Annotated in this window: 32 protein-coding genes; 29 read left to right on the top strand and 3 right to left on the bottom strand. The window is 41.2% G+C overall.

What is annotated here, in order from left to right; genetic code table 11:
• Window positions 1–4 precede the first annotated feature (4 nt).
• The 27 genes from M5V91_RS09165 (at window position 5) to M5V91_RS09035 (ending at window position 23,180) form a co-directional block, all read left to right on the top strand.
• Window positions 5–595, top strand: coding sequence for a cysteine hydrolase family protein (locus M5V91_RS09165; protein ID WP_019379980.1), 591 nt, complete (start codon window positions 5–7; stop codon window positions 593–595).
• A 34-nt stretch (window positions 596–629) separates the two neighbouring features.
• A complete protein-coding gene (locus M5V91_RS09160; RefSeq protein ID WP_284522032.1) occupies window positions 630–1,205 on the top strand; it encodes a UbiX family flavin prenyltransferase in 576 nt (191 codons plus the stop codon).
• Window positions 1,171–2,508, top strand: coding sequence for a UbiD family decarboxylase (locus tag M5V91_RS09155; protein ID WP_192908567.1), 1,338 nt, complete (start codon window positions 1,171–1,173; stop codon window positions 2,506–2,508). The genes M5V91_RS09160 and M5V91_RS09155 overlap by 35 nt, the downstream gene beginning before the upstream one ends.
• 25 nt (window positions 2,509–2,533) lie before the next feature.
• Window positions 2,534–2,797, top strand: a complete 264-nt coding sequence (locus tag M5V91_RS09150) for a BMC domain-containing protein (RefSeq protein ID WP_009334689.1) — start codon at window positions 2,534–2,536, stop codon at window positions 2,795–2,797.
• 16 nt (window positions 2,798–2,813) lie between these two features.
• Window positions 2,814–3,773 (top strand): hypothetical protein, encoded by a 960-nt coding sequence (locus M5V91_RS09145; protein WP_217025004.1) that lies wholly within the window; start codon window positions 2,814–2,816, stop codon window positions 3,771–3,773.
• A gap of 102 nt (window positions 3,774–3,875) precedes the next feature.
• Entirely contained in the window at window positions 3,876–4,289 is a 414-nt protein-coding gene (locus M5V91_RS09140) for a BMC domain-containing protein (RefSeq protein WP_217025002.1), read from the top strand.
• Between the two features lie 23 nt (window positions 4,290–4,312).
• Window positions 4,313–4,597 (top strand): BMC domain-containing protein, encoded by a 285-nt coding sequence (locus M5V91_RS09135; RefSeq protein ID WP_009334686.1) that lies wholly within the window; start codon window positions 4,313–4,315, stop codon window positions 4,595–4,597.
• Window positions 4,598–4,623: 26 nt separating this feature from the next.
• The gene (locus M5V91_RS09130; protein ID WP_284522031.1) at window positions 4,624–5,307 is read left to right on the top strand and encodes a hypothetical protein; all 684 of its coding nucleotides are present in this window, start codon (window positions 4,624–4,626) and stop codon (window positions 5,305–5,307) included.
• Window positions 5,308–5,343: 36 nt separating this feature from the next.
• Window positions 5,344–5,619 carry a EutN/CcmL family microcompartment protein gene (locus M5V91_RS09125; protein WP_019379976.1) on the top strand — a complete coding sequence of 92 codons (276 nt, stop codon included), beginning with the start codon at window positions 5,344–5,346 and terminating at the stop codon, window positions 5,617–5,619.
• A 3-nt stretch (window positions 5,620–5,622) separates the two neighbouring features.
• Window positions 5,623–6,759 carry an amidohydrolase family protein gene (locus M5V91_RS09120; RefSeq protein ID WP_284522030.1) on the top strand — a complete coding sequence of 379 codons (1,137 nt, stop codon included), beginning with the start codon at window positions 5,623–5,625 and terminating at the stop codon, window positions 6,757–6,759.
• Window positions 6,760–6,806: 47 nt separating this feature from the next.
• Window positions 6,807–7,433 carry an adenine deaminase C-terminal domain-containing protein gene (locus tag M5V91_RS09115; RefSeq protein WP_284522029.1) on the top strand — a complete coding sequence of 209 codons (627 nt, stop codon included), beginning with the start codon at window positions 6,807–6,809 and terminating at the stop codon, window positions 7,431–7,433.
• A 66-nt stretch (window positions 7,434–7,499) separates the two neighbouring features.
• Window positions 7,500–8,183, top strand: coding sequence for a cyclase family protein (locus tag M5V91_RS09110; RefSeq protein ID WP_217024997.1), 684 nt, complete (start codon window positions 7,500–7,502; stop codon window positions 8,181–8,183).
• Between the two features lie 127 nt (window positions 8,184–8,310).
• Window positions 8,311–8,640 (top strand): urea carboxylase-associated family protein, encoded by a 330-nt coding sequence (locus tag M5V91_RS09105; RefSeq protein ID WP_284522028.1) that lies wholly within the window; start codon window positions 8,311–8,313, stop codon window positions 8,638–8,640.
• Window positions 8,637–8,825 (top strand): hypothetical protein, encoded by a 189-nt coding sequence (locus M5V91_RS09100; RefSeq protein WP_284522027.1) that lies wholly within the window; start codon window positions 8,637–8,639, stop codon window positions 8,823–8,825. Before M5V91_RS09105 ends, M5V91_RS09100 begins: the two co-directional genes overlap by 4 nt.
• Complete coding sequence (locus tag M5V91_RS09095; protein ID WP_284522026.1) at window positions 8,825–10,021, top strand: M20 family metallopeptidase; 1,197 nt, start codon at window positions 8,825–8,827, stop codon at window positions 10,019–10,021. Before M5V91_RS09100 ends, M5V91_RS09095 begins: the two co-directional genes overlap by 1 nt.
• Window positions 9,993–11,330 (top strand): 5'-deoxyadenosine deaminase, encoded by a 1,338-nt coding sequence (locus M5V91_RS09090; protein ID WP_009334677.1) that lies wholly within the window; start codon window positions 9,993–9,995, stop codon window positions 11,328–11,330. The genes M5V91_RS09095 and M5V91_RS09090 overlap by 29 nt, the downstream gene beginning before the upstream one ends.
• A 70-nt stretch (window positions 11,331–11,400) precedes the next feature.
• On the top strand, window positions 11,401–12,261 hold the full coding sequence (locus tag M5V91_RS09085; RefSeq protein WP_009334675.1) for a GNAT family N-acetyltransferase: 861 nt from the start codon (window positions 11,401–11,403) through the stop codon (window positions 12,259–12,261).
• A gap of 71 nt (window positions 12,262–12,332) precedes the next feature.
• Window positions 12,333–12,746: a CoA-binding protein gene (locus M5V91_RS09080; protein WP_009334673.1), complete on the top strand. Its 414-nt coding sequence runs from the start codon at window positions 12,333–12,335 to the stop codon at window positions 12,744–12,746.
• A gap of 314 nt (window positions 12,747–13,060) precedes the next feature.
• On the top strand, window positions 13,061–15,043 hold the full coding sequence (parE, locus tag M5V91_RS09075) for a DNA topoisomerase IV subunit B (protein ID WP_009334671.1): 1,983 nt from the start codon (window positions 13,061–13,063) through the stop codon (window positions 15,041–15,043).
• On the top strand, window positions 15,040–17,490 hold the full coding sequence (gene parC / locus M5V91_RS09070) for a DNA topoisomerase IV subunit A (RefSeq protein WP_284522025.1): 2,451 nt from the start codon (window positions 15,040–15,042) through the stop codon (window positions 17,488–17,490). Before parE ends, parC begins: the two co-directional genes overlap by 4 nt.
• A 270-nt stretch (window positions 17,491–17,760) precedes the next feature.
• Window positions 17,761–19,206 carry an alanine/glycine:cation symporter family protein gene (locus M5V91_RS09065; protein WP_251175509.1) on the top strand — a complete coding sequence of 482 codons (1,446 nt, stop codon included), beginning with the start codon at window positions 17,761–17,763 and terminating at the stop codon, window positions 19,204–19,206.
• Between the two features lie 106 nt (window positions 19,207–19,312).
• Window positions 19,313–19,687, top strand: a complete 375-nt coding sequence (locus M5V91_RS09060; protein WP_284522024.1) for a hypothetical protein — start codon at window positions 19,313–19,315, stop codon at window positions 19,685–19,687.
• Between the two features lie 8 nt (window positions 19,688–19,695).
• Window positions 19,696–20,073, top strand: a complete 378-nt coding sequence (locus M5V91_RS09055; protein WP_284522023.1) for a YybI family spore inner coat protein — start codon at window positions 19,696–19,698, stop codon at window positions 20,071–20,073.
• Between the two features lie 78 nt (window positions 20,074–20,151).
• Window positions 20,152–20,625, top strand: coding sequence for a staygreen family protein (locus M5V91_RS09050; RefSeq protein WP_019379967.1), 474 nt, complete (start codon window positions 20,152–20,154; stop codon window positions 20,623–20,625).
• A gap of 111 nt (window positions 20,626–20,736) precedes the next feature.
• On the top strand, window positions 20,737–20,874 hold the full coding sequence (locus tag M5V91_RS09045; protein ID WP_019379966.1) for a hypothetical protein: 138 nt from the start codon (window positions 20,737–20,739) through the stop codon (window positions 20,872–20,874).
• Window positions 20,875–21,615: 741 nt separating this feature from the next.
• Window positions 21,616–22,578 (top strand): alkaline phosphatase family protein, encoded by a 963-nt coding sequence (locus M5V91_RS09040; RefSeq protein WP_284522022.1) that lies wholly within the window; start codon window positions 21,616–21,618, stop codon window positions 22,576–22,578.
• 95 nt (window positions 22,579–22,673) lie between these two features.
• Window positions 22,674–23,180, top strand: a complete 507-nt coding sequence (locus M5V91_RS09035) for a hypothetical protein (RefSeq protein WP_284522021.1) — start codon at window positions 22,674–22,676, stop codon at window positions 23,178–23,180.
• Window positions 23,181–23,273: 93 nt separating this feature from the next.
• On the opposite strand, the gene M5V91_RS09030 is transcribed toward M5V91_RS09035, so the two are convergent.
• Window positions 23,274–23,501 (bottom strand): hypothetical protein, encoded by a 228-nt coding sequence (locus M5V91_RS09030; RefSeq protein ID WP_034297074.1) that lies wholly within the window; start codon window positions 23,499–23,501, stop codon window positions 23,274–23,276.
• Between the two features lie 160 nt (window positions 23,502–23,661).
• Here M5V91_RS09030 and M5V91_RS09025 point away from each other — a divergent pair, with 160 nt between their 5' ends.
• Both M5V91_RS09025 and M5V91_RS09020 read left to right on the top strand, forming a co-directional pair.
• Entirely contained in the window at window positions 23,662–23,973 is a 312-nt protein-coding gene (locus tag M5V91_RS09025; RefSeq protein ID WP_284522020.1) for a TVP38/TMEM64 family protein, read from the top strand.
• Window positions 23,960–24,292, top strand: coding sequence for a VTT domain-containing protein (locus M5V91_RS09020; RefSeq protein WP_284522019.1), 333 nt, complete (start codon window positions 23,960–23,962; stop codon window positions 24,290–24,292). Before M5V91_RS09025 ends, M5V91_RS09020 begins: the two co-directional genes overlap by 14 nt.
• 69 nt (window positions 24,293–24,361) lie before the next feature.
• Here the strand turns inward: M5V91_RS09020 and M5V91_RS09015 are convergent, their stop codons facing one another.
• The gene (locus M5V91_RS09015; protein ID WP_009334656.1) at window positions 24,362–24,763 is read right to left on the bottom strand and encodes a hypothetical protein; all 402 of its coding nucleotides are present in this window, start codon (window positions 24,761–24,763) and stop codon (window positions 24,362–24,364) included.
• Between the two features lie 206 nt (window positions 24,764–24,969).
• The gene (locus tag M5V91_RS09010) at window positions 24,970–25,791 is read right to left on the bottom strand and encodes a metallophosphoesterase (protein ID WP_009334655.1); all 822 of its coding nucleotides are present in this window, start codon (window positions 25,789–25,791) and stop codon (window positions 24,970–24,972) included.
• Window positions 25,792–25,847: the final 56 nt, after the last annotated feature.

The following is a 25,847-nucleotide window of genomic DNA, read 5'->3' as shown; positions in this document are numbered from 1 at the left end:
CGGATTGGAACTTAGGGGAAAAAAGCACTGTGTGGTCATTATTGATATGTTAAACGACTTTATCGGCGAAAAAGCAGCATTAAGGTGTGAAAATGGCGAAAAAATAGTTCCCAAAATTCAAGAGCTTATTCAATTCGCTCATGAGCACAATATCCAGGTTGTGCATGTTCAGGAAGCACACAGAAAAAATGACCGGGATTTTCGCGTGAGGCCTGTCCATGCAGTTAAGGGAACCTGGGGTTCGGAATTCATTCCAGAGCTTCAGCCTGATGAGAGCAAAGGGGATTATGTGGTCCAAAAGAGGCGGCATAGTGCGTTTAGCTACACCGATTTTGATCTCTTCTTGAGAGAAGAAGAAATTGATACCGTCGTGCTGACTGGAGTCTGGACCAATGTATGTGTTCGCAGTACTGCTTCTGATGCTTTGTATCACGGCTACAATGTCATTTGCATTTCAGATGCCACCGCTTCTCAGGATGACGATATGCATGTATCAGGTTTAAGAGACATTGATATCTTCGGAGATATATTATCAACAGAAAATTACAAAATGCTTGCTAAAAAGAAATTCTCCCAAGACGAATCTGTTGTCTAACTCCTCGCTGGGGACTAGGAAAAAGCGGATTTTAGTGGGCATTACCGGAGCAAGCGGATCATTGTATGCTTATACATTGATCCGCGCTCTTCATCAATTAGAGATCGAAACGCATTTAATTGCTACGGAGATGGGAGAAAAAGTAATGCAATTTGAATGCGGGGTCAAGATGGACGAGCTGAAGGAGTATGCCACTATCCACAGCAACCAAAATCTTTTCGCTGCGGTTGCCAGCGGATCCTTTAAGACAGACGGAATGGTTATCGTGCCATGTTCGATGAATACATTGGGAGCTATTGCGAATGGGGTCGGTGATACGCTACTAAGCAGGGCTGCCAGTGTTGTCTTGAAGGAGAATCGAAAGTTCATTATTGTTCCTCGGGAAGCACCTTTTAATTTGATTCATTTGCGCAATATGACTCTTCTTGCTGAGAGTGGAGCATGTATAATGCCTGCATCACCAGGCTTCTATCATAAGCCGACGGAAATATGGGAGCTGGCCAACTTTATGGTGGCAAGGATCTTGGACATGCTGGATATTGACCATGAGCTGCTGGAGAGATGGGGGAAAAGGCATGAACCCTGTAACAATGAGGGCATTGCTGGATAGATGGGAAAGCATGGGACTTCTTCATCGGGTGAAAAAAGAAGTGGATCCGATGCACGAGCTGGGGGCAGTGATTAATGCCAAAAAAGGAAAAGAGCCTTTTTTATTTGAAAAAATTAAAGGCTATCAATCTTCCATGGCAGCCGGTTTGGGAGGTGACAGAGAGCTGATGGCTGACAGCATGGGAATCCAGTCTGCCGAACTTATTCCTAAAATCATCGACTCAATTGTTAACCCTATTCCAACCACGTTAAGGCAAACTGGCCCTGTTCAGGAGAATCTGGTGAGCGGGGAATTCGATCTTGCAGACTTGTTTCCTATCCCAACCTATCACGCGGAAGACTCAGGTGCCTATTATGTTTCAGGAATATTGGTGGTTAAAGATTTATCGGGGAGAAAAAGGTATACCTCCATTCGCAGAATGCAATATCTTGGCGGGAATCGAACAAATATTCTCATAACCTCCCCAGAGCTGATGGAGCAATATGCCCATTATGAAAGCATTGGCGAACCGATGGAAGTGGCTGTTATGTTTGGAGTGGTTCCAGCAGTTGTATTAAGTTCTCAGATTAGTACACATTTGTATCATACCGACAAATTGGATGTTGCCGGTGCACTGCTCGGCCAATCCCTTGATGTTGTTCAATGCAAAACGGTCGATCTGGAAGTATTGGCTGAGGCGGAAATCGTTTTGGAAGGCAGAATGCTGCCATATGAAAGAGAACTGGAAGGACCGTTTGGCGAACTGGCAGGTTATTATGGCACCAGAACGCCTCAGCCGGTTGTAGAGTTTTCAGCCGTTACTTATCGTGATAATGCTATCTCACAGACTATTTTTCCATCAAGCTATGAAGAAAGGCTGCCGATGGCGCTTGTAAGGGAAGCTACGCTTTTAAGCACCGTCCGGCAAGTGGTTCCAAATATAAAAGCTGTACATATCCCGATGGGCGGGGTGGCTCGCTATCATGCAGTCATTCAAATTGAGAAGAAGCATGATGGTGACGGCAAGCAGGCAGCACTTGCAGCTTTTGCAAGCGATAAGGATTTAAAGCATGTGGTTGTCGTGAATGATGATGTCGATATTTTTGATTCAGATGATGTTGAATGGGCCATTGCGACAAGAGTCCAGGCTGGTGATGACATATTTATCGTTCAGGGTGCAAAGGGATCGCCGCTCGAGTCTTCCCATCATCTAAAAGGAGTCAGTGATAAGATGGGCATCGACGCAACCTATCCTCTTGGAAAAGAGGAGTTATTTAAAAGGACTTCAATCCCCATTGAAGTGAATCTCGAAGACTATCTTTAAGCTTCTGCAGTAGAGGAGGTCAAAAATGAAGGCAATAGGCTTGATTGAAACTAGGGGTTTGACAGCGGCTATTGAAGCGCTGGACTCAATGGCAAAAGCGGCAAATGTCAGTTTAGTTGATTTAAAGAGAGTCGGATCCGGCCTTGTCACCGTCATTATTGAGGGCGATGTCGCAGCAGTGTCTGCAGCTGTTGAGGTTGGGAAGACTGCACACACCATGACAGGAGGAGAACTGGTTTCGGCTAATGTTATTCCCCGCCCTCATTCAGAACTTCGCAAAATTCTTTAAAGGAGGTGCATAATGTGTGTCTGACTTTATTAAAAGTGTTGTAGAAGAAGTGATGAAGCCTTACGGCAAGTCAAAAGTAAATCCTATTAATGGGGTTTCCAACCAGTCCCCTCCAAGCAGGCAGCAGGGAACGAAGAAGAATATACCGGGCATTAGCCGGCCTAATTACCAGAAGGAAAAAATGAATAAAAGAATATCAGTTCATCATTCAGTACCGGTCAAGACTGCAGAGCCACATCAAAACCTTAAAAGGCAACCAGTTTCTCATTCTGCACCCAAGTCTTCAGCTAAGGAAAAAATTGCACAGCTTCAAACCCTATCCCTGGTACAGGGGAAACATCCGGTTTCTTCCAATGCTGGCTTTGCTGATATAAAACCTGACCGTAATGCAAGAGAAAGCCAGCTTATCGGACAAACGCCGGAGGGTGTAAAAGTCTGGCTGTTCTCAGAGCTTCATCCAGCTCTTGAAAGCTCTTTTCAGCGGGAATTAAAAACAGCCTCAATCGGTGTAGTCATTTCAGAAAAATGCACGCCCGGGCAGTTATTTATGCTGAATGACCTTTTAAGAGAGTTTCCTTCTTTAAGATATTGCCTGACATGGGACAAAAACAGCGGGAAATCTTTTTCGCTGGAGCTATATGAAGAGAATCATGGGACACTATTAAACGCCTTAAAGAGCTTCTTTAAAAAACTTTCCCAAAGATCCTTTAAAACTACTCAAATCTATAGAGAAAAATCCCCCAGTCCATGGCTTACAAAACAATTGGGGCTGAACTCTTCAATCGGCGGTGTGGCTGTCATTGAAGGGATCGACTATTATTCGGGTATTTTGATCCTTGACCGTTACATGAAAAAAAGCACTTCTGAACATTTCAATTTTTTAATAGAGAAGAAATACTTGCTGCTTCATGGACACTATGATGATGTTTCACGCATCTCTGATCAGCTTCATAAGGAATTCGACAGAATTAATTAGTTGTAAGCCAGCATCTCTGTCACAGATCAGAAACTATTCATCCCGGAAGCATCTTATAGGCATGGAGAGATGATTTGTCTATTTCATAGGAGGATTTACCAGTTGCAAGCATTGGGACTGATTGAAACCGTTGGTTATTCAACAGCAGTTTCTGCAGCAGATGCAGCCGTAAAAGCAGCAGATGTAGAAATTGTAGGAATTGAAAAAGTAATAGGAGTGGAGAGCTATTTGGGGGTTACAATCCATTTTAACGGGGATGTAGCGGCAGTGAAGTCTGCTGTCGATGCTGGTGTTAGTGCTGCAGAAAGAATTGGAAAAGTAATTTCTGCTCATGTCATTCCGCGTGCCCACAGTGAAGTAGCAGGGAAGCTGCTTCCGAATTTTAAGCTGGAAGATATGCATCCTGGAAATGATGCTCAAGGGGGTAACAGACTAGAGGTTAACCCGAATAGAAAAAAGCAAGCGAAAGAGAGCAGCAACGTTAATATAAACGATACAGACAAATCATCAGGTTAATAAATTTAAGGAGGAAACACACAATGGGTGAAGCATTGGGATTAATCGAGACAAAAGGTCTTGTAGGCGCAGTAGAGGCAGCGGATGCAATGGTTAAAGCAGCTAATGTGGAGATCTGCGGATATGAAAAAGTGGGATTTGGTCTTGTAACGGTTATGGTCAGAGGAGATGTTGGAGCAGTTAAAGCAGCCACCGATGCAGGTGCGGAAGCGGCCAGCAGAGTTGGAGAACTCATTTCGGTACATGTCATCCCAAGGCCGCACAGCGAAGTTGAAAGAGCTCTTTTATCAAAAAATATCGGTGAATAAGCATGAGCAGCAAAAAGCAGAGTGTTATGGCAAAAAACACTCTGCAGGAGCTTTACCTGCGAAATGACAGCTGCAGAGACAGAAAACCTCACATCCTGGCTCTATTAACCTCTCATATGATAGGGATGGAACCAGGATTTTCTTACTTGAAAAAGTTAACAAAGAAAGATATTACACTCAGAATGGCTGCTGAGGAGGAAATGCTAAAACAATTTCCGCTTCAGGAGTTAGTTAACCTGACTGGAAATGACGATTGGATCTCTCCGACAGCGTTTCATGCCCAGTCAATTGATCAATTCGATGAGATCTTTTTGCCTATTCTATCCTTTTCTTTAATAACAGACATACTGTCCCTTAACGAAAAGAGACCAATTGTGCAGATCATCCTAAAGGGCTTATTGAAGGGAAAACGGATCACGGCTTTAAAGGCTGGAGGTGATCCCTTCAGCCAATATTGGAAACTGAAAGGAATGGATAAAGGCCCCGACCTGTTAAAAAGGAAGCTCAATGAGCAGATGACAGAACTGAAGATGCTTGGAATCAGATTAATAGATTTCCATCAACAAGCAGAATTTGATGTTCAGCATGTGAAGAAAACGGTTATTACCGATGAATCAGTCCGGTTTGCCCGCTTTAGTAAGCTTGATCAAATAGCTGTTCCAAAAGGGGCTATCATTACCCCCTTGCAAGAGATACAGCAAAGGAACTGAAGATCGAAATCATTCTACATTAAGGAGAAGGTCTTTATGCAAATGGGAATAGTGGTTGGTCGTGTAACTGCCACAAGAAAAGATGATAATCTTGTGGGCACAAAATTATTAATTACCCAGCCTGTAGGATTGGACGGCACGCTGTTACCGAACCCCATTATAACCGTTGATACTGTTGGTGCCGGAATAGGAGAGAAGGTCATATATGTGACTGGAAGCATGGCATCAAGAGCCGTCCAAAATAAAGATGCTCCTATAGATGCGGCCATTATCGGAATTATTGACAGTGTAGAAGGGGAGACAGGGGGTTAATAAATGGATGCAATAGACATAAAAAAGGCAGTGCAATACCGCAAGCTTATTGACGTGCTGCTTGATTCCAGCCAGTTTGCTGATGTAGTCCTGAAAGGAGGATACTTCATCAATGTCATCACCCGGGAGATCTATGAAGCAGACGTTGCGATGAAAGGTGAATATATTTTAATGGCGGGAGATGCAAAAGACTTAATCGGGCCAAAAACGAAAGTGGAAAACATTCAGGGGAAATTCGTATGTCCCGGGTTTATTGATTCTCATATGCATTTTGAAAGTGCAATGCTGACTTGCACGGAATTCTCCAAGCTTTCCATTCCGACTGGGACCACCACGCTGATTGGAGATCCGCATGAAATTGGAAATGTCCTGGGGGTTCACGGGATGCAGGCGATGATTGAAGAAGCAAAGACACTTCCAAACCGGATCCTTTTCACGGTTCCCTGCGCGGTGCCTGATGCTCCCGGACTTGAAACCTCCGGATTTGATGTGACTTCCAAGGATATGAAAGAGCTATTGGCTGACCCAAATGTACAGGGAATTGGAGAGATACAGAGCTTCAGCAATATCAGGCCGGTATATGAGCATGCCCCGGAATTAATAGACGACCTTGTTGCCGCAGTTTCGTATGCAAACAGCATAGGAAAAACGGTTGAAGGGAATGCACCAGGATTGTTTAGCAAAGAGCTTGCCGCTCATATTATCAGTGGCGGGAACCATGTGTCCTGCCATGAGACTACGACAAAAGAAGAAACTGTCGAAAAGCTGCGCAATGGTGTAAGTGTGTTCATGCGTGAAGGCTCTTCCCAAAGAAATATGGCAGACTGTATCCGTGCCATAACAGAGGATGGGCTCGATTCCCGCCGTGCAATCCTTGTATCAGACGATATGGTGCCTGCTGATCTGTTAAATTACGGACATATGAATGATATTGTCCGCAGAACTATTGCTGTAGGCATTGATCCTGTGGAGGCCATCCAAATGGCGACCATAAATCCGGCTTCCCATTTTGGCTTTAAAGATGTTGGGGTAATTGCACCAGGCAAACGGGCAGACGTTGTCGTGATCAGCGACCTGAACAATATGACCGTTGACCAGGTATATCTTGCAGGAAAAAAGCAGCTGAAAAAGGCGAATTAACCATAGATATTGCTCCTTACATATATCCGGAAAGTGTGAAAAAGTCAGTGAGGAGAAAACCTGTAACACTCAAGGAGCTGGCTATTGAGGCTTCAGGCAGCCGAGCAAAAGTAAGGGCAATTGAAGCTATACCTTTTCAGAACTTAACTGGCGGAAGCGAGTTCACTCTGAATGTCAAAGACGGCATTGTGCTGCCTTGCCTAAAGCAGGATGTGCTGCCGCTTCTGGTTGTAGAACGCCACGGCAGAACAGGAAAAATCGGTAAGACTTTCCTGCATGGCTTCGATTTGAAAAGCGGTGCCATTGCAGAAAGCGTCGCCCATGATACACACAATATCATCGTAACAGGGACAAACTACGAAGATATGGTAACTGCGGTGAACCGTGTAATTGCAATGGATGGCGGAATAGCGATGATAAAGGATAGCAAAGTAGTCGGTGACCTGCCATTGAGGATTGGCGGTTTAATGACAGACGAATTAACTGGAAAAGAAATGAGTGAAAAGGTAGACGAATTGTCGCAGCTTGCAAAAGATGTTCTTGGCTGTGGCATGGAGGTTCCGTTTATGCATTTATCATTCTGGTCACTGGTAACAAGCCCTAAGTGGAAAATTACAGATATGGGACTGATCGATGTAGATAAATTTGAGGTCATTCCGACCATTATTAATTGAACTTAAAAGCGGCGTTCTCTGCCGCTTTTCATATAGTAAAAAAATTAGCAGGCAAGGAGGAATAGCATGGGAGTTAAATTAGTCGATTTAACGCAGGAAATTTATCAGGGAATGCCTGTTTTTCCCCTTCATCAAAAAACAATGATCTTCCCAAATATCTCTCACGAAGAAAGTGAAAAGCAAGTGGGATTTATGTTTGCAACCAATAATCTATTAATCAATGAACATGGCCCTACCCATAGCGATGCAACCTATGAATATGATCCAAACGGCAAATACATCGATGAAATGCCGCTTGAATATTTTTACGGGCCCGCAGTTTGCCTGGATGTGTCCCACATCCAGCCTGATCGATATATTACAGACCGTGATCTCGAGGCGGCATTGCGGAAATCACAGCAATTTATTGAAAAAGGAGATATCGTTCTCCTCTATACCGGCCACTATAATCGCTCTTATGGTACAGACAAATGGCTCACAACCTACACGGGCCTGAATTATCAAGCAGCAAAATGGCTGGCTGAAAAAGGTGCGGTCAATATAGGCATCGATGCCCCGGCCATTGACCATCCGGATGATCCGAAGTATTCCGGGCACCTCATTTGCCGGGAATATGGGATAACCAATACGGAAAATCTCTGTAATCTCGATCAGATTGCAGGAATGCGATTTCTATATTTCGGACTGCCGCTCAGGATTCGAAAAGGAACGGGATCTCCAGTTCGTGCTGTTGCCGTTTTCATTGAATAACAACAAAGGTTGGTGATCAAATGAAAGAGGTTTTTAACAGGGGGAAGATCAGAGACGAAATGATTATCCCCCTTATGAAGGAAGAAGCGCCCTGATTCACAAAGGAGAAGAGCTCATTATTATTGATATGGAAGGAAAACAAGTGGGGGATTTTGTCTGTTTTAACTATAAAGATCCTGAGGAACATGTTTCACCTGTTCATATGCGTGCCTCATTAAGCAGCATTCGGCTTAAAACGGGAGATTGGCTTTACAGCAACCGCCGCCGCCCGCTGATGCAGCTAGTGGAAGACACTGTTGGAAAACATGATTTCTTCTTTCCTGCTTGTGATTATTACCGCTATAAAGTTGATTTTGGCAAGGAGGATCACCCAAATTGCCATGATAATATTGCGGCTGCTTTGAAAAAGTATGATATTCACCCCCTGTCATTCCGGATCCCATCAATATATTTATGAATAATGTCCTTGATGATGCTGGTGATTATGTCATTACCGAGCCTCTTTCCAAGCCTGGTGATTACATAAGGCTGAAAGCATTGTGCGATGTTGTCATTGCCTGTACAACCTGTTCCCAGGACATGGCACCGGTTAATGGGTTTAAAGTGACCCCTATTAAAATGCAAATAGTGGAGGCGGATTAATGAATGACATTCAGTTTCTTCAGCAGCTGCTTCAAATCGACAGCTCTAATCCGCCAGGAAACGAACATTTAGTGACTGAAGCTTTTATTAACAGATGCAAACAAAATGGTCTGCCGTTTAAAGTGACAATGCTTGATGAGACTCGAAGCAATTTTGAAGTTACGCTTCCGGGAAAAAGCGGTAAACAGCTAGTCTTATGCGGCCATATGGATACCGTTTCTTCTGGAACGGGAGAATGGATTTACTCTCCATTTTCAGGAGAAATCGCAGATGGACGCATATATGGCAGAGGAGCATCTGATATGAAAAGCGGTCTTGCAGCGATGTTCCTGGCATTGGAAGAGCTGTATCTCACGAGTACTGTACCCCCTGCTGGCGTTACTTTTTTGGCAACAGCCGGGGAGGAAGTCGACAGCTGCGGGGCAAGGGCTTTTATAAAGGAGAATGACTGCAGAAAAATCGATGCACTAATCATTGCCGAACCGACAAATGAAAAAATTGTGATTGGCCATAAGGGAGCTCTTTGGCTTGAAATAACAGCGTATGGAAAAACCTCTCACGGTTCGATGCCGGAACAGGGAATAAATGCAGTAGATCATATGCTTAAAATAGTCCGGCTATTGGATGAAATGAAAATTGAATGGATGACAGATAGGAAGCCACTCGGACAAAGCAGCCTGGCTGTTACCATGATTGAAGGCGGAGTGCAGACCAATGTCATTCCAGATAAATGCAGCATCAGAGCAGATATAAGAACCGTCCCTCCTCAATCCCATTCCAGTTTTATAAACATGCTGAAATCCAAACTTGATCTGCTGATGGATCAGGAAGAGATTTATAAATACAGTGTTGAAACCATCCTGGACCGTCCATCTATTTTAACAGATCCTGCTGTGGACATTATTCAAATAGCGCAAATGATCAAAGGCGAATCGCCAGCAAACCATTACGGGGTGTCCTACTATACAGATGGTGCCGTTCTTAATCCAAGGAGTGAGATTCCTACCCTGATTTACGGCCCGGGAGACGAAAAGCTTGCCCATCAGCCAAATGAGTGGGTGAGTCTGGCGGCTTATCAGCGCTCCATTCAATTTTACAAGCAGCTTATCATGACATATGGAAAACTGGAGCCAGGAGAAGCAAGTCCTGTACAAGGGGAGGAAGAAGTTGAGCAGTATACTGATAAAAAATGCTGAAATCATCACGATGAACGCAGCTGAAGAAATCGTTTTCGGCGACCTTTATATTGTGGATGACCGCATCGTGGAAATTGGCCAGAATTTAACACATAAAGCTGATAAAGTAATGGATGCTTCAGGAAAAACAATCATACCGGGATTTATCCAGACACATATACATCTATGCCAGACATTATTCCGAGGACAGGCTGATGATCTTGAACTGCTTGATTGGCTGAAACAGAAAATCTGGCCGCTGGAGGCTTCGCATGATGAAGAATCCATCTATTATTCTGCCATGCTGGGGATTGGTGAATTGCTTCAAAGCGGAACAACAACTGTGGTGGACATGGAAACGGTCAATCATACCGAATATGCATTTCAGGCAATTGCCGAGAGCGGCATACGGGCACTTGCCGGAAAGGTCATGATGGATAAGGGGGATGAAGTTCCAGTTCCGTTAAGGGAAAATACCTTAAAGTCCATCCAGCAAAGCGCAGATCTGCTTGAGAAATGGCATAACAGCGATAATGGACGAATACAATATGCCTTCTGTCCCCGTTTTGTAGTTTCCTGCACAGAGGAATTGCTGAAAAGTGTCAGGGATCTTTCTGCACAGTACAATGTAAGAGTCCATACGCACGCATCGGAAAATGCCAATGAAATTCTGCTTGTTGAAAGAGAATTAGGCATGCGGAATGTAGTTTACTTGGACAGCATTGGGCTTGCCAATGAAAGGCTGATTCTTGCGCATTGTGTTTGGCTTGATGAAGAAGAAAAAAGGATCATCAAAGAGCGTGGTGTAAAGGTCAGCCATTGTCCGGGATCCAATTTAAAGCTGGCATCAGGTGTAGCAGAAATTCCTTCTTTATTGGATCAGCAGGCTTTTGTCAGCCTGGGTGCTGATGGTGCTCCCTGCAATAACAATCTGGATATGTTCAATGAAATGAGATTGGCTGCAATCATTCAGAAGCCTGTACATGGACCAACAGCAATGAATGCCAGAACAGTCTTCAGAATGGCTACGATCGGCGGAGCTAAAGCAGTTGGAATGGAAAAGGAAATCGGAAGCCTTGAGCCCGGAAAGAAAGCAGACCTTGCTATTCTTAATCTGAATGATTTTCATGTGTATCCGTCATTTGATATCGACACCATCTCGAGGATTGTCTATTCAGCCACTCGAGCAGATGTAGAAATAACCATTGTAAACGGGAAAATCGTCATGGAAAATAGGAAGCTAAAAACGGTTGATAAAGAAATGGTGTTAAGAGAAGCGAACATCAGCATAAAGAGGCTGCTTAAAAGATTAGAGACAGCCGTTTATTAATCTTCTAATTCGGCTGAAAGCAAATCAGCCGTTTTTTTTATGGTAAAATATAGTAAAGAGGAGTGATGATGTGAAAGCCGGCATTTTGGATCATGCAAATCTAGTGCAGGCATCCGAGTTTATTGCAGGAATGAACTCTCTGCGCCAGTGTCATATAGGGTATTTGGGTACCAGCCAAAACGATATTCTTCATAGTCTGGAAGAAATGAATAGTGATGCCGAATCAGCTGCATTTATTGTCTGGAAGGATGGCGCAATTGCAGGTTTTCTGGGAGTAGATGCTGATCTTAATAAAGGGACAGCAGAATTATGGGGTCCTTTTGTTCAGGAATTTGAATTTATGAGACTTTTATGGGAAAAAGCACTTCATTATTTTGAAGGAAACCTGCATTCTTACTTTCTGTTTGCGGATACAGCCAACCATACTGCTGCCGAATTTGCTTTAAGTAACGGATTCAAGCCGCAATCTGCTCAGACATACATGGAACTGAAAGGAAATCCCAGTAATGAATTAAGAGATATCAGTTTATTGCCGCCTCACAGCCATAGCGAGTTTATCCATTTGCATGATACATTGTTTCCCCATACATATTATTCAGGAAAAGAGATTATCGGAAGATTGAGTGACGAACACAAAGTTTATACATCTGGTGATGCGGATGGATTAAATGGCTATTTATATGCAGAATACAATCGTGATGAAAAAGAAGGAAGCATTGAATTCATTGGTGTGAAATTCTGTAAACGCAAGAAGGGCATTGGACGAAAATTGCTTGATATGGCGGTTCATGACCTTTTTGTGAATGCTGGAGCCGCAAGCATTAAGCTTTGTGTGGGAACAACCAACCAGAAAGCCCTGTCTCTTTATAAAAAAGCAGGATTTAAAGTTGAAAGGTCATTGAGTTTTTATAAGCTGTATATTTGGGAATAAGAGCAATAAGTTAGTGCGCTTTTAAGATTTTAGGTAAAATATAATTAACCAGAAAAATTGGAGGGAACAAAATGGCTATTGAAAATCCAAGCAGGGACCAAATCGGTGTTCTATTAAAAAAGGCAAAGCGGATTGCTGTTGTGGGGTTAAGCGGAAATCCTGAACGCACATCCTATATGGTGTCAGAGGCGATGCAAAAAGCCGGCTATGAAATTATCCCGGTTAATCCCGCTGTTGATGAGGTACTTGGTGTAAAGGCTGTAGCAAGTCTTAAAGAGATCGAGGGGCATGTAGATATCGTCAATGTATTCAGGCGTTCAGAGTTTCTTCCGGAAATTGCTCGGGAGTTTGCCGAAATAGATGCTGATATCTTCTGGGCTCAGCTTGGAGTGGCAAACCAGGAAGCATATGATTTTCTAAAAGAAAAAGGCTGCACTGTCATCATGGACCGCTGCATTAAAGTTGAACACGCACTAACGAAGTAAACTCAGCATGAGGTCTGCTTAAGATCTCATGTTTTTTATTTTTTATAGAATCCCTGTAAATAAAGGGTTTGTGTAACGGAAATAATCAGGATAAATCTTTTAAATCCCAAGATCTTATTTGCCAAAACCAAATAAATAGATAAAATAAAGCATAGACCATCCTAAATTATATGGTAAAATATGAATACAGAACATCTGTTCTAGCCTTGGGATATCAAAGGAAATGGACTTAAAAGCCGAATTCTCATACGGGTGTTCTTAGTGCCGAGATTTTGACGGCATGTGTTTTTGCAGGAAATGAAAGGGGTATGTTCGTGGCAAGAAATCAGGAAGCTTTTGACTACAATGATGATGCCATACAGGTACTCGAAGGGCTTGAAGCTGTTAGAAAACGCCCTGGGATGTACATTGGAAGTACGGATGCAAGGGGTTTGCACCATCTTGTATATGAGATTGTCGATAACGCTGTCGATGAAGCGCTGGCAGGTTACGGGGATCATATCATTGTCAAAATACATAAAGATAATTCAATTAGTGTTCAAGATAAAGGACGCGGTATGCCTACAGGTATGCACAGAATGGGCAAGCCGACTCCAGAAGTCATATTAACTGTCCTTCATGCAGGGGGAAAGTTTGGCCAGGGAGGCTATAAGACAAGCGGCGGGCTGCATGGTGTTGGTGCATCCGTAGTCAACGCCCTCTCAGAGTGGCTTGTTGTTAAAATTAAACGTGATGGCTTTGTGTATGAACAGCGTTTCGAGCTGGGCGGAAAGCCGGTTACAACGCTCGAAAAAGTGGGCAAGACAAATCAATCAGGAACTACCATCCACTTTAAGCCAGATCCGTCGATTTTTTCGACTACCACGTATAATTACGAAACACTCTGCGAGCGGCTTCGTGAGTCTGCATTCCTTCTAAAAGGAATGAAAATAGAAATCATAGATGAACGTAATGACTTTCATGACGTTTTTCACTATGAAAATGGCATAGAAGCATTTGTTGAATATTTAAATGAAGAAAAGGATATTCTTCACCCTGTAGTAAGCTTTGAAGGCGAGAGCAATGGAATTGAAGTGGATTTTGCTTTTCAATTCAATGATGGATATTCGGAAAATGTCCTTTCGTTTGTTAACAACGTCCGCACAAAAGACGGCGGTACGCATGAGGCTGGGTCCAAAACAGCGATGACAAGGGCTTTTAATGAATATGCCCGCAAAGTGAATCTTCTGAAGGAAAAAGATAAAAACCTGGATGGAGCGGATCTGCGGGAAGGATTCACGGCTATCGTCTCTGTTCGTGTTCCGGAGGAGCTTTTGCAGTTTGAGGGCCAGACGAAAGGCAAACTGGGGACCAGTGAAGCACGGTCGGCTGTTGATTCAGTTGTTTCCGAGCATTTGTCTTATTTCCTTGAAGAAAACCCTGAGACAAGCTCTCTATTAATTAAAAAAGCGATAAAAGCTTTCCAGGCGAGAGAAGCAGCCCGCAAAGCACGTGAGGAAGCAAGAAGCGGGAAGAAGCGGAAAAAATCTGAAGCCATGCTTTCAGGAAAACTTACACCAGCACAGTCGCGCAACCCGCAAAGAAACGAATTGTACCTGGTTGAGGGCGATTCTGCCGGGGGATCTGCTAAACAGGGCAGGGACAGGCGCTTCCAGGCTGTTCTCCCGCTTAGAGGTAAAGTAATCAACACGGAAAAAGCAAAGCTCCAGGATATCTTTAAAAATGAAGAAATCAATACCATTATCCATGCAGTCGGAGCAGGCGTTGGCTCAGATTTTAATCTGGAAGATGTCAACTATGATAAAGTAATCATCATGACAGATGCCGATACCGATGGAGCACATATCCAGGTGCTTTTGCTTACTTTCTTTTACAGGTATATGAAACCGCTGCTTGAAGCGGGCAAGGTATTCATTGCGCTGCCTCCTTTATACAAAGTCAGCAAAGGTTCAGGCAAAAAAGAAGTGATTGAGTATGCATGGAGTGATGATGATCTTCAGGATACCATTAAAAAAGTGGGTAAGGGATATATGCTTCAGCGCTATAAAGGTCTTGGCGAAATGAACGCCGATCAGCTATGGGAGACGACTATGGATCCAGAGTCGCGCACACTGATCCGCGTTAAGATTGATGATGCAGCAAGAGCTGAACGCCGTGTGACCACATTGATGGGTGATAAGGTTGAACCGCGCCGCAAATGGATCGAGTCCAATGTGGCATTCGGCCTTGAAGAAGATGGAAGCATACTTGAAAATGAGAATATTTCAGTGCTAGAGGAGGAGGGTGATGAATCATGAGTTCTGCTGAAAAATTCCGGGACCTTCCTCTTGAAGATGTATTAGGCGACCGCTTTGGGCGTTATAGTAAATATATTATTCAGGATCGTGCCCTTCCCGATGCTCGTGATGGATTAAAGCCTGTTCAAAGACGGATCCTTTATGCCATGCATGTAGAAGGCAATACACACGAAAAGGGCTTTAGAAAGTCTGCTAAAACAGTCGGAAATGTAATCGGCAATTATCATCCGCATGGCGATACTTCTGTATATGACGCCATGGTGCGGATGAGCCAGGATTGGAAGGTTCGAAACCTTCTTGTTGAAATGCACGGCAATAATGGGAGCATCGATGGAGATCCTCCGGCAGCCATGCGTTATACAGAGGCACGATTATCGGCCCTTTCTTCCGAATTGCTGAGAGATATTGAGAAAAGAACCGTTGAATTTATCCCGAACTTTGATGATACTTCCAGTGAGCCAACCGTTTTGCCCGCTGTCTATCCGAATTTGCTAGTCAATGGCTCAACAGGTATTTCTGCTGGATATGCAACGGATATTCCGCCTCATCATTTAAATGAAATTATTGATGGGGTTATTTTACGGATGGATAAGCCGGATTGTTCTATCGATGATCTGATGGAGCATATTAAAGGACCTGATTTCCCTACTGGAGGCATCATCCAGGGAGTCGATGGAATTAAAAAAGCTTATGAAACAGGAAGAGGAAAAATTATTGTCCGCGGAAAGGCCGAATTCGAAGATTTGCGCGGAGGCAAAAAGCAAATTGTCATAACTGAAATTCCTTATGAAGTGAATAAAGCCAATCTGGTAAAGAAGATTGATGAATTCCGACTGGACCGGAAAGTCGAAGGCATCGCCGAAGTCCGTGATGAAACGGACCGGACAGGCCTTCGGATTGTGATTGAGTTAAAAAAGGATGCAGATCCTGAAGGCGTCCTTCATTATCTGTACAAAAACAGTGATTTGCAGATCCCTTATAACTTCAATATGGTTGCTATCCACAATCGTCACCCGAAATTAATGGGTTTAAGAGAGCTTCTGGATGCCTATATCGGCCATCGTAAAGAAGTTGTTACACGCAGATCTCAGTTTGAACTGCAAAAGGCTGAGGCGCGTCAGCATATCGTTGAAGGCCTGATGAAGGCTCTTTCCATCCTGGATGAAGTGATTACTACAATCCGGGCATCTAAAGATAAGCGGGATGCAAAAGATAATCTGATTGCAAAGTTTGAGTTCACTGAACCTCAGGCTGAAGCAATTGTTTCCCTCCAGCTTTATCGCTTAACCAATACAGACATTACTGCCTTAAGAGCAGAAGCTGAGGATCTTGCTAAGCTAATCGGCGAACTGAAATCCATTTTGGAAAGTGAGAAGAAGCTATTCTCTGTTATAAAAAAAGAGCTAAGAGATGTCAAAAAGCGTTTTGCCGATGAACGCCGTACGAGAATTGAAGCGGAGATCGAAGAAATCAAGATCAATCTTGAAGTTCTGGTAGCCAGTGAAGATGTGATTGTAACGGTAACAAAGGAAGGCTATGTCAAGCGCACAAGCCAGAGGTCGTTTGCCGCCTCAAACGGACAGGATTTTGGCATGAAGGATTCAGACAGGCTGATTGCAAAGCTTGATATGAATACGACCGATGTTCTCCTTGTGTTTACGAATAAAGGAAACTATTTATACTGTCCAGTACATCAGCTGCCGGATATCCGCTGGAAGGACCTTGGACAGCATATTGCCAATATCATACCGATCGACCGGAATGAATCGATTGTCCGGGCTATTCCAGTTAAAGATTTTGAAACGGAAGAATACCTGCTCTTTATGACGAAAAATGGAATGGTAAAGAAAACCGAGCTAAAAGCTTATAAAGCTCAAAGATATTCCAAGCCGCTTGTGGCAGTTAATGTAAAAGGCACTGATGAAGTTCTTGACGTTTATTTAACAGATGGCACGAAGGAAATATTCCTTGCCACTCACCAGGGATTCGGCCTCTGGTTCCATGAAGAGGAAGTAAGTATCGTTGGTGCCCGGGCAGCAGGCGTTAAAGGAATTAACCTTAAAGACGGCGATTTTGTCGCAGGTGCTCAGCTAATTGAGGATCAGAAAGAGCAGTCTGTCGTGATTGTTACACAGCGAGGATCTATTAAAAAAATGAAGCTGAGCGAATTTGAACGGACTTCCCGTGCCAAGCGCGGTGTAGTGATGCTTCGTGAATTGAAATCTAACCCTCACCGTATTGTTGGGTGTGTGATTGTCAGAAGCAAACATGAATTATACATTGAAACGGAAAAAGGCCATATTGAAGCAGTTAATGTTTCATCTATCCGCTTTAATGACAGATATTCCAATGGATCGTTCATCATTGACGAATCCGAAAGCGGTAAAGCAAAATGCATCTGGAGGGCTGAAGAACCTAAAAATGATTCAGATGCCCCTGCCGAATAATCCTTTTGAATCCCCCTGATAATGACAGGGGGATTCATTTTATATTTTTGCATAAATAACGAATAAAATATTATTTGAAAACGTTTAAAGAACCGATTACAAGGGAATATAAATTTTGGCATTTTTCTTTTAAAACAAGATTTTATTGTGTTTTTTAAGGCATTGGAATGAATATACGTCTTGTCTATTAAAAATTCTTTTGATAGATTAGAAGAGGTGTTATTTTTGTGAGATAATAAATGCCGTAAATTAAGAAACAGGGGGAAATGAATGAATTTATTTTTAGAAGGTTTAAATTCGGCTGTCGGCTTTCTAAATGATATTGTCTGGACTTATATTTTAATTGCAGTACTTATCATTTTAGGCCTCTATTTCAGTCTAAAAAGCAAATTTGTACAATTCCGTTATTTTGGAGAAATGATTCGGATACTTGGCGATAAAACCATGGTTTCTGCAGAAGGAAAAAGAGGGATTTCATCTTTCCAGGCATTTACAATCAGTGCTGCTTCCAGGATAGGGACCGGCAACATGGCTGGCGTTGCTACAGCAATAGCGGCCGGCGGACCAGGTGCCGTATTTTGGATGTGGGTCATTGCCTTTTTAGGCGCCGCCTCAAGTTTTGTGGAGAGTACTTTAGCACAAATCTATAAGGTCAAAGATAAAGACGGTTTTCGCGGCGGTCCTGCTTATTATATGGAAAAAGGACTTAATAAACGCTGGATGGGCATTTTGTTTGCTGTTATCATCACTTTCTGTTTTGGACTTGTATTCAACTCAGTCCAGTCCAACACCATTTCATTAGCTTTCAATGAAGCATTTGGCACAAGCCGCATGACAATTGGATTGATTCTTGCTGCCTTAACGGCTATTATCATTTTTGGAGGAATTAAGAGAATAGCCTATGTATCACAAGTTATTGTTCCGATTATGGCGGTCATTTACTTAATTGTTGCCATTGTAATAGTAATTATGAATATAACTGAAGTACCAAATCTTATTGCAACGATTGTTAAAGGCGCATTTGGTATGGATCAGGCCTTTGGCGGGGCAATGGGCGCTGCTGTCATGATGGGTATTAAAAGGGGCTTATTCTCCAATGAAGCCGGAATGGGAAGTGCACCCAACGCTGCTGCAACGGCTGCTGTTTCTCACCCTGTTAAACAGGGGTTAATACAAACTTTAGGTGTATTTGTAGATACGATTTTAATTTGTTCTGCGACTGCCTTTATGATTATCCTTTCAGGAGCTTATACATCACCAGATCTTTCAGGTATACAATTAACTCAAACAGCATTGTCATCTCATATTGGCACATGGGCTCCTATTTTTGTGGCTGTGTCAATCTTTCTTTTCGCATTTAGTTCTGTTATCGGCAATTACTATTATGGGGAAACGAACATTGAGTTCATTAAGGAAAGCCCATTGGCAATTTTCATTTATCGTATTAGCGTTATCGGCATGGTCATCTTTGGGGCTTTAGTCGACCTGGCAACAGTTTGGGGCCTTGCAGATTTATTTATGGGCATTATGGCTTTAATAAATCTGGTTGCTATTACCATGCTCGGGAAAATTGCATTCGCTGCACTCAAGGACTATAAGGCACAGAGAAAAGAAGGAAAAGATCCTGTGTTCTATGCTGACTCTATTCCGGGTCTAAAAGGGATTGAATCATGGGAAACCAAGGAAAATGCATTAAAGAAGAAGGCAGCTAAATAATTTATTTCTGCAAAACCTCTTATCCTTAGGATAGGAGGTTTTTTGTGATTTTACATGTTATTTCCATAAATGGGCAAGATAATAAAAAATTAGGGAGGATTAGTAAATGAAAAAAGAATTGCTTTTTGCGTTTGCGGCTTTCTTTTTTATGTCTCTATCCGCCATAACAGGTGTATATGCTGGTGAGGAAGAACAAAGAGCTGTAACGGTGTCAAAAGATAAAGTGGATGTAACAGGTGATAATAAGGCGGATACCGTCTATATTAAGGGTGTTTATTATGAGGAAGGCGCGTCCTTTTTAAAGGAAATATCACTCGAAATAAAGGCTTCAGACGGTAAAATATATAAAGCAGAGCTTGCAGGAGGCTATGAACCTCAAATACAGTTTGAGGATTTAAATCATGATTCCATTAAAGATATGTTTATAAGTATTCCAACAGGGGAAGCGGCGGTCTGTCGAATTTTTATTTATATACGTTAAAGGACTTCATGTTAACAGAACTGGCAGTTCCAGACCCTTTAGTGATCAATAGCCAATTCGAAAATGGCTACAAAGCCAATATTAGCATTCAAGACACCAAACAATCATATACGTTTGATTTAAGGGACCGGAGCGAGGAATATGAACGGCTTGGTCTGTATTTAAACGGAAAACTAAGTGAACCTACTGAACTAATGGTAAACCCTTATAGCACGCTGAAGATCATCCCTGTTGAAGGACAAAACGGATTATTGGGAGTTCAGAGAATTAGCGGTGCTTATAATGCAGATACAATCGCATTTGTAGAATCTTTCTGGCTGTATGAAGAAGGGAAATGGATGTTAAAAGACACCAAAGTGATGAAAATGAATTCCCGCAAGCGTTAACGATATGGGCATTTGTCACGTTTCTTTCAGCACCCCATATACTGGGCATATGGAAATTTGTATATGGGGGCGCTTATTATGAGTAATTTTAATCCATCTAAGCTGTCGGTTAAATATTTGCCTCCTGCGACGGAATTCAGGCCCGTAGACAGCAGGAAATATACACTTACACACTCAGATGCAACAGGAGAATTATTTTTGGCGATAGGTGAATGCTATGATTTTAATGCAGTCAATCGTAAGTTCCGCGATGAAGCATTTGCTGAATGGATTCCCCAAATGGGGCAGTATGTTCTGAGCGGAAGGGTGTATATCAGCGGCGGAGAATTCGATCAGCAATACGCAAAAATAAGGTTTCTTATCTTCCAAAAAGAATTGGATCTGGCGCTGACAGCGATGGTTTATGGAGATAGATGCTTTTTTACCAATTATCCCTGGCTGCTCGATTCGCCAATCTTTATATATTTTGAATCCGTTTACCCGGAGTTCAGCAAGCTGCTTTATTACGGAACTCCCAGAAAATATTTAAGTGCTGCATTGCAGCCAGTATGAAAAAAATGCGCGTGATGGAACGTGTGTTCCGTTTTGTGAAAAATGGCTCTAAACGCAGCAACAAATGTAAAAGAAGCTGTATTTTATCATAAAAGCAAAGGAGCGATTAGAATGAAGAAAGAACAGGAGAAAACATTTGGATTGAGTTATGAATCGGATGGAGAGATGGGGGAAAAAAACAAAAGCAATATTAAGGATAATAAAGAACAAGATGATATGTTTTTTAATATTACACAGGATAGTGAATAAATTAAATGGATTTAGACATATGGTTTGTATAAAAATGTTATGTAAACTAGATGAAAAAAGTATCAGTTAAGAGGGATCATTGAATATCTTTGAAATATCGTTTTTTAAGAATTGATTGAACAAATATTTATCCATAGCTTCAGCAAGAAAAACATGAATTAGTTCTTTAAAAATAAATTTGAAAATGATTCAATTCAATTTTCGCAGATTAAACCATTTAAGTAATATTTGACTGAAAATTTTCATGTTGTCTCACTATCTTAAGTATACTTAGATAATGAGACAACAATTTCATTTAAACCCAATACTTCCTATAATATATATTATGTAAACTAGAAAAAATTATTGTCCCACATAAATCTCTCTTAATAATCTTTATTGGGCATTACTCTCCTCCATGCTGACAATAAATTCTTGGATCAATCCCAATGTTTTAACCCTTTAATAATGATGGATTTTAAAAAGAATACATTAATTACAAAAAAGTAAGCATACTGATAGTAAAGTTTCTGTTGGTATTATAACCAAAAATTTGTGTTTATGTTTTGATAAATAATGGGAATGAAAAATGATTCGATGCTGGTTAGTGATTTCTATACCTTGCCGCCCTCTCCTCTGTTATTTCCTTTTTGTCTCATTATTATTTCTTTGAATAGCAATTGAGAATCAAATGCTCCCGCCTCAATTTATTTATTGCATAAAGTTAATATAGACTATATTTCAAAGCGCAGGTGAAAATTGTTGATTCGTTTGCTTCCTTGTATAATAGCTATTTCTATTCTCCTATTCGGCTGCGCCAGCAGTGGTCAAAATTCAAATGAACAGGATAAGAAAGCAGCTGCTATTCAAACAGAAAGTCAGTCTTCACCTAAAGTTATACTTCTTGTTATCGATTCGTTGATGGATGAGCCTTTAAAAAAAGCAATACAAGAGAAAAAAGCTCCTGCTCTGGCCTTCTTTTTAAAACACGGACAATATAGTAAAAATGTAGTAAGTTCCTATCCAACCATGTCGGTTACAATCGACAGTTCTTTAATAACTGGTGCTTACCCGGATGAGACTAAGATTCCTGGACTCGTTTGGTTTAATAATGATAAGAAGCAAATCATCACTTATGGAAATGGGCTTTTTGAAATAATGAAAATTGGGGTTTCCCAATTTGCTGAAAGTATCATGCATCAATATAATAATGTTGACCTCAGTCCAAATGTAAGCACCATCCATGAGGATCTGGACAGAATTAAAAAGGAATCAGCATCCATTAACGCATTTATTTATCGGGGAAATTATCATCATACCCTTAAAGTACCCAAGTTGATAACAAAAGTGAGTAATTTACCTGGGGAATACGAAACTGCTGGGCCGAAAATGCTGTCTTTAGGTACATTTATTCAACAGGACAAAAAGAATAATCACATTGTGAATCGTTTAGGACTTAATGATGCCTTCGCGGTTCAAGAATTAAAATACCTTTTGGGAAAAAATATTATCCCTGAATTTACAATCCTGTATATTTCAGGAAATGACTTTACTGTACATAGGAAAGGGCCAAAAACAATAAAAGGAATTGAAAAACTTGATAAGTATCTTCAGGAGGTCTTGAATAGTTTTCCGAAATGGGAGGATGCCCTTAAAAATTATAATTGGGTTATTGTTGGAGACAGTAAACAATCACCTGTCATTGAATCGAAAAAGAAGCTTTAATCGATTTAAAAGAAATCCTTTCTGAATATAGGATTTTAAAGCTCGGCAAGCCTGCTAGAAAAGAAGATGAAATTGTCATTACAGCAAATGAACGAATGGCTTATGTCTATGAAATTAATGGAAGTATTTCAGTAAAAAACATTGCCGAAAGGTTAAAAAAAGATCAGAGGATTGCCTGGATTGCATGGAAGGAAAAAGAATTAATACATGTGATATCTGGGGATCATGAGGGTTCCTTCGATTTTAATTCAGGTGGAACCTATCGTGATGTTTATAATCAAGCATGGTCTATAAAAGGAAATACCTCCATTCTCGATTTAACCTTAAAGAACAAGAATATTCATTATGGGGATTATCCTGATGGATTAGCAAGGCTATATGGAGCTATGTATTCTCAGGAAGGTGAATTTCTTGTCGTTGACGCAAAACCCGGGTATGAATTCATTGGTGAAAGTTCACCTGAACATTCCGGTGGCGGTGCCCATGGCTCCATGCATAAAGATGATTCACTAATCCCCATCATTGTTACAGGAACCAATAAAAGTATCGAGCACCTGCGGATTGTAGATTTGAAACAATGGATTATGGATTTTTGGAATTGAAAAAACATAAACCTGCTCTCAGCAAATACCTGAGCGAAGGTTTATGTTTAGTTTAAATCACCAGTTATTTTGAATCAGTTCAGTATGCTAAATTTAAAATGATTCATTAACCTCCCAGGATTCCACCAGTTTATATGCTGTTTGCGGATTATAGCCTTTTCCCAGCAAGTACGCAATGGCTGCAACCTCAGTCATTGCATGGGAAACTGAAGTGAATTTTGCTTCTGTTAAGCCATAATTCACAAATGGCTTTACCATCATTAAGGTTTCGTTTTTTATATCTCTGTATGGAATATAGTAACCATAATTCATATAGTGCATTTTTACAGCTGCCTCCCCCATTTTTTACCTTGATGTTATTTTATGTTGGATTCTTCAGAAATGATTTTTGTCCAGGTGAATACATTTCTTTTCAAAAATATAAGCATACTGAAATTAAGGCAGCCGCGAATGATTAGGGATATAGGCAAGGAGCAATTTTATGCGCAGATGGTGGATTGGATTAGCATATGTCATTTTATTGATCGTTGGAATGACCAATAAAGATTACTTATTAGAATGGCTGCGAACAAGTGATCCATCTTGGCTTCCTGCAATGTTTTTACTTTCTGTACTGATTGCGTCTATTCCTTTCTTGCCATTTACTCTTTTTGCAGGAATAATGGGAGTCAAATTTGGTGCGATGGTTGGTCTGCTGATCAATTGGTTTGGCATTCTTTTGACTTCGTTAATTTACTTTTTTATCAAGATACTATTTCAGGAATTATTTCACCGCCTACTTGGGAAAGTATAAAGCCATTAATAAATTTCAGTACCTGTTCGAAAATAATGCATTTATGGCAATTTTGTTTGGCCGAATGATTGTTATCATCCCTCCTCAGGTGTTTAATATCTATTGTGGAATAGCAGATATTCCATTTAGGCATTTTTTTATAGCTACTGCAATTGGAATGCTGCCTCCTATGTTTATGCTTGCATATAGCGGCGAGCAATTGTTTTTATCACTTCATAATTTTTTGCTGGGAGTAATTTGGTACCTTCTATTTCTCCTCTGCTTGTTCCTTTGTTATAAATTATGGTTCCATAACAAGCTGGATCAATCAAAAAGATGATCTGATCGAATGCTGAAATAAAAATTATGAAAATAAAAAAAGCCCACAAAATACGTGGGCTACTATGCGTTATTTGTTGTTTATCGGGTTCTTATTCGATGTTAATTTCTCCGCAAACTCAGTTACCCCCGCCATATTTGGCTTCTGGAAGTTTTTCGTTTGGGCTGTATTATTGAATTTGTTGTTTATCGGGTTCTTATTTGATGTTAATTCCTCTGCAAACTCAGTTAACCCCGCCATATTTGGCTTCTGGAAATTTGTCATTTGGGCTGTATTATTCATTAAATTTTGAAACGGGCGAGCCATATTTCTGCCGCGATTTCTAGTAAAGCCATATGCAGCTGCACTTAAACCCAGGCTAATTAAAGATCCCCACAGCATTCCTCTGTTTCTTCTTCTCTTTTTGCCAAACATATTTAAAAACGGCTGCATTTTGCCCGTATTAAAAATCGCATTTATCCAGTTATTCAAGTTTAAGCACTCCCCTTTAAGTAATAAGAAGGAATCATATGTCTCCTCCCTTATATAATTTTTACTTTTAGGGATTCGAATATGCTGGCAAAAATTTTATTGGGTTTGTAAATAATATTTGTGTATACCTATATAGTACTGATTGTACATGGTTATTATACGCCTAAAACCCTTGCCTATTGCAATGGCAAGGGTTTTAGAATGTATTATGATATTTCATGATAAGTGATTTCAGGCCGGCTGCCGATACGGATATTGACCCCTGTCTGGCCTAGTCCCTCACTTATATAAAAAGGTTTTCCGCTATGATAATGAAGGCCTTTCACCATTTTCATCCGGACAAGCCTGCCCATTTTTATCAAATGATATGGCTTTGGCCAATGAATCTGTCCGCCGTGAAAATGCCCTGATAATAAATAATCAAAAGGAACATTTTCCATCTCTAATACAACATTGGGATCATGGGTCAAAACTAGATTACAGCCTTCAATTACTCCTTCATAGGCCTTTTTTACATCACTGTGTCTGGTGCTGTAATTATCAATTCCAATGATGTTTAATTTTTCCCCATTAACCTGTATCGACACATGCTCATTTTGAAGTGTTTTACAGCCATTTTCTTCTAGAGTGTTTTTCAATGTTTCAAAGTTATGACCTTTTAAGACATAATCATGATTGCCAAAGACTGCATAGATGCCATGCTTTGGATTTGTCTTGTTCAGTGCATGGAGATAGCCCGCAAGCTTAGGAATACTTCGTTTGCGGTCAAGAAAATCGCCTGTAAGGGCAATTAGGTCCACTGGTTGCTTTGAGATCATCTCAAATAATTCATCCGGACTGACAGAAATATTTTCGAGGTGCATATCAGATATATGAAGAATTTTTATGTTATCTCCCGAAACTGAGATATTAGGACGGGAAACAGAAATTGAATTTATAGTTACATTCTTAGTGTTTTTATTGGCTTTGTAAATAAGATAACAGAAAACGGTGAACAAGATTAAGGTGAAAAATAATGCCATATTCATATCCCCTCCCTCCTTCAAAGTATAAGGGGATTGAGGGGACAGTCCTAGTGGGAGTT

Source organism: Cytobacillus pseudoceanisediminis (assembly GCF_023516215.1).
GTDB lineage: Bacteria > Bacillota > Bacilli > Bacillales > Cytobacillaceae > Cytobacillus > Cytobacillus pseudoceanisediminis.
The sequence above is the reverse complement of the archived record's forward strand: the minus strand, read 5'-3'. Positions and strand labels throughout refer to the sequence as shown.

Excerpts from the sequence above, each read along its gene's own strand:
- M5V91_RS09155 (WP_192908567.1), top strand. The coding sequence starts at position 1,171 with ATGAACCCTGTAACAATGAGGGCATTGCTGGATAGATGGGAAAGCATG.
- M5V91_RS09150 (WP_009334689.1), top strand. The coding sequence starts at position 2,534 with ATGAAGGCAATAGGCTTGATTGAAACTAGGGGTTTGACAGCGGCTATT.
- M5V91_RS09135 (WP_009334686.1), top strand. The coding sequence starts at position 4,313 with ATGGGTGAAGCATTGGGATTAATCGAGACAAAAGGTCTTGTAGGCGCA.
- M5V91_RS09130 (WP_284522031.1), top strand. The coding sequence starts at position 4,624 with ATGGCAAAAAACACTCTGCAGGAGCTTTACCTGCGAAATGACAGCTGC.
- M5V91_RS09125 (WP_019379976.1), top strand. The coding sequence starts at position 5,344 with ATGCAAATGGGAATAGTGGTTGGTCGTGTAACTGCCACAAGAAAAGAT.
- M5V91_RS09120 (WP_284522030.1), top strand. The coding sequence starts at position 5,623 with ATGGATGCAATAGACATAAAAAAGGCAGTGCAATACCGCAAGCTTATT.
- M5V91_RS09110 (WP_217024997.1), top strand. The coding sequence starts at position 7,500 with ATGGGAGTTAAATTAGTCGATTTAACGCAGGAAATTTATCAGGGAATG.
- M5V91_RS09105 (WP_284522028.1), top strand. The coding sequence starts at position 8,311 with ATGGAAGGAAAACAAGTGGGGGATTTTGTCTGTTTTAACTATAAAGAT.
- M5V91_RS09100 (WP_284522027.1), top strand. The coding sequence starts at position 8,637 with ATGAATAATGTCCTTGATGATGCTGGTGATTATGTCATTACCGAGCCT.
- M5V91_RS09095 (WP_284522026.1), top strand. The coding sequence starts at position 8,825 with ATGAATGACATTCAGTTTCTTCAGCAGCTGCTTCAAATCGACAGCTCT.
- M5V91_RS09080 (WP_009334673.1), top strand. The coding sequence starts at position 12,333 with ATGGCTATTGAAAATCCAAGCAGGGACCAAATCGGTGTTCTATTAAAA.
- parC (WP_284522025.1), top strand. The coding sequence starts at position 15,040 with ATGAGTTCTGCTGAAAAATTCCGGGACCTTCCTCTTGAAGATGTATTA.
- M5V91_RS09065 (WP_251175509.1), top strand. The coding sequence starts at position 17,761 with ATGAATTTATTTTTAGAAGGTTTAAATTCGGCTGTCGGCTTTCTAAAT.
- M5V91_RS09060 (WP_284522024.1), top strand. The coding sequence starts at position 19,313 with ATGAAAAAAGAATTGCTTTTTGCGTTTGCGGCTTTCTTTTTTATGTCT.
- M5V91_RS09055 (WP_284522023.1), top strand. The coding sequence starts at position 19,696 with ATGTTAACAGAACTGGCAGTTCCAGACCCTTTAGTGATCAATAGCCAA.
- M5V91_RS09050 (WP_019379967.1), top strand. The coding sequence starts at position 20,152 with ATGAGTAATTTTAATCCATCTAAGCTGTCGGTTAAATATTTGCCTCCT.
- M5V91_RS09045 (WP_019379966.1), top strand. The coding sequence starts at position 20,737 with ATGAAGAAAGAACAGGAGAAAACATTTGGATTGAGTTATGAATCGGAT.
- M5V91_RS09035 (WP_284522021.1), top strand. The coding sequence starts at position 22,674 with ATGGCTTATGTCTATGAAATTAATGGAAGTATTTCAGTAAAAAACATT.
- M5V91_RS09030 (WP_034297074.1), bottom strand. The coding sequence starts at position 23,501 with ATGCACTATATGAATTATGGTTACTATATTCCATACAGAGATATAAAA.
- M5V91_RS09025 (WP_284522020.1), top strand. The coding sequence starts at position 23,662 with ATGCGCAGATGGTGGATTGGATTAGCATATGTCATTTTATTGATCGTT.
- M5V91_RS09010 (WP_009334655.1), bottom strand. The coding sequence starts at position 25,791 with ATGAATATGGCATTATTTTTCACCTTAATCTTGTTCACCGTTTTCTGT.